This window comes from Azospirillum sp. SYSU D00513, from assembly GCF_017356015.1.
Classification (GTDB): Bacteria; Pseudomonadota; Alphaproteobacteria; order Azospirillales; family Azospirillaceae; genus Azospirillum.
The window spans coordinates 1-1,125 of the sequence record NZ_JAFIQV010000114.1 but is presented as its reverse complement, the minus strand read 5'-3'; the positions used below and the strand labels follow the sequence as shown (position 1 = coordinate 1,125).

Genomic DNA, 1,125 nt, shown 5'->3' with positions numbered 1-1,125 from the left:
AGGGCACATCAGGGAACTAATTTTACAAAGTGCTGGTTATGGGAGTTCCATCGTTTTCGCGACGGTGATGGGGTCCCCATGCGTTCCAGCCCTGTCCATCAGTGTGCGTGCTCTCTCTGCCTGAGCGCTGAGGAGCATCCAGAGCGGCAGATCCATCAGCAGATGAACGTGCTGCTCAGCCGACTGGATGAGCAGCAGCGACGGTGGTTCGTTGCTCTGGAGGCTCAGCGGTTCGGTTGGGGTGGTGCTTCGCTGATGGCGAAGATCACTGGGCTGAGCCGCCCTACAATCCAGCGAGGGCAGCGGGAACTCGCGGCTGGGCTGGCACAGTGTTCAACCGAGCGGGTGCGTGCGCCTGGCGGTGGGCGTCCGCCGCGCGAGGCCCAGGACCCGGAGCTGCTGACGGCTTTGGAAGCCCTGCTCGCCCCCGAAACGGCGGGCGATCCCATGGGCCGGCGGGCCAAGGCCAAACGCAGCTCCTTGCAGCAGCTGAGCGATGCTCTGAGCGCGGCCGGACACCCGGTCAGCCGCACGACCGTCGCCCGCCTGCTGCGCCAACTCGGCTATTCACCCAAGGTCAATGCCCGGCGCGCCGAGGCGCGCAGCTCGCCGGCCGAGCGCGATGCTCAGTTCCAGCACATCGCAGAGCAACGCGCCCAGTTTGCCGCTGCCGGTGATCCGATCATCAGCGTCGATACGAAAAAAAAAGGAGCTGGTCGGTAATTTCAAGAATGCCGGCCGGACCTGGCGTCGAAAGGCCGAAGCCGTGTTGGTGCATGACTGGCCGCAAGATGCTCTTGGCCAAGCCATTCCCTATGGCGTCTACGATCTGACGAGCAATCGCGGCTATGTGTGCATCGGCGACTGCTTTGACACGCCACGCTTTGCCGTGGAAGCGATCTATGATTGGTGGGCGGATGAGGGAAGCAAGCGCTTTCCCGAGGCCAAACGCCTGCTCATCCTGGCCGACGCCGGCGGCTCGAACAGCTGCCGGTCCCGCGTGTGGAAGGCACAACTGCAAGAGCAACTCTGTGATGCCTGCGGGCTCACCATCACGGTGTGCCACTATCCGACCGGCTGCTCGAAATGGAACCCGATTGAACATCGGCTTTTCAGCTTCATCAG

2 protein-coding genes are annotated in these 1,125 nt (G+C 63.0%); both read left to right on the top strand.

The window, feature by feature from the left end; all coding sequences use genetic code 11:
* Window positions 1-162: 162 nt before the first annotated feature.
* Complete coding sequence (locus tag JUB11_RS32435) at window positions 163-723, top strand: hypothetical protein (RefSeq protein WP_247887482.1); 561 nt, start codon at window positions 163-165, stop codon at window positions 721-723.
* On the top strand, window positions 662-1,125 hold a 464-nt coding region (locus JUB11_RS32430), incomplete at its 3' end, for an ISAzo13 family transposase (RefSeq protein WP_207462934.1). The genes JUB11_RS32435 and JUB11_RS32430, both read left to right, overlap by 62 nt.

Excerpts from the sequence above, each read along its gene's own strand:
- JUB11_RS32435 (WP_247887482.1), top strand. The coding sequence starts at position 163 with ATGAACGTGCTGCTCAGCCGACTGGATGAGCAGCAGCGACGGTGGTTC.